Origin of the sequence: Streptomyces venetus (assembly GCF_039540295.1) — a bacterium.
Taxonomy (GTDB): domain Bacteria; phylum Actinomycetota; class Actinomycetes; order Streptomycetales; family Streptomycetaceae; genus Streptomyces; species Streptomyces venetus.
In genome coordinates, this window is sequence record NZ_BAABET010000033.1 from 1 (window position 1) to 818 (window position 818).

The window sequence follows — 818 nt, forward strand, 5'->3', positions numbered from 1 at the left end:
TCCGAACCGCTGCCGCTGCTGGTCGAGCGGGAGCGGGCCCTGTACGGCTCCTGGTACGAGTTCTTCCCCCGCTCCGAGGGCACCCGCACCCAGCCCCACGGCACCTTCCGCACCGCCGCCCGCAGACTGCCGGCGATCGCCGCGATGGGCTTCGACGTGGTCTACCTCCCCCCGATCCACCCCATCGGCACCACCTTCCGCAAGGGCAAGAACAACACCCTCTCCCCCGGCCCCGACGACGTCGGCGTGCCCTGGGCCATCGGCTCACCCGAGGGCGGCCACGACGCCGTCCACCCCGACCTGGGCACCCTGGAGGACTTCACCTGGTTCGTGGACCAGGCCCGGGACCTGGGCCTGGAGGTCGCCCTCGACTTCGCCCTGCAGTGCTCCCCGGACCACCCCTGGGTGCACAAACACCCCGAGTGGTTCCACCACCGCCCCGACGGCACCATCGCCTACGCCGAGAACCCGCCCAAGAAGTACCAGGACATCTACCCCATCGCCTTCGACGCCGACATGGACGGCCTGATCGCCGAGACGGTACGGGTGCTGCGGCACTGGATGGACCACGGCGTGCGGATCTTCCGCGTGGACAACCCGCACACCAAACCGGTCGTCTTCTGGGAGCGGGTGATCGGGGAGGTCAACCGCACCGACCCCGACGTGATCTTCCTGGCGGAGGCCTTCACCCGCCCGGCGATGATGCACACCCTGGCCCAGATCGGCTTCCAGCAGTCCTACACCTACTTCACCTGGCGCAACACCAAGCAGGAACTGACCGAGTACCTCACCGAGCTGTCGGGCGAGGCCGCCTCCTA

1 protein-coding gene is annotated in these 818 nt (G+C 68.9%); it reads left to right on the plus strand.

Annotation, left to right across the window (positions count from 1 at the left end; genetic code table 11):
• Window positions 1-818: alpha-amylase family protein (locus ABEA82_RS38595; protein WP_486389425.1), on the plus strand; the 818-nt coding region annotated here is incomplete at both ends.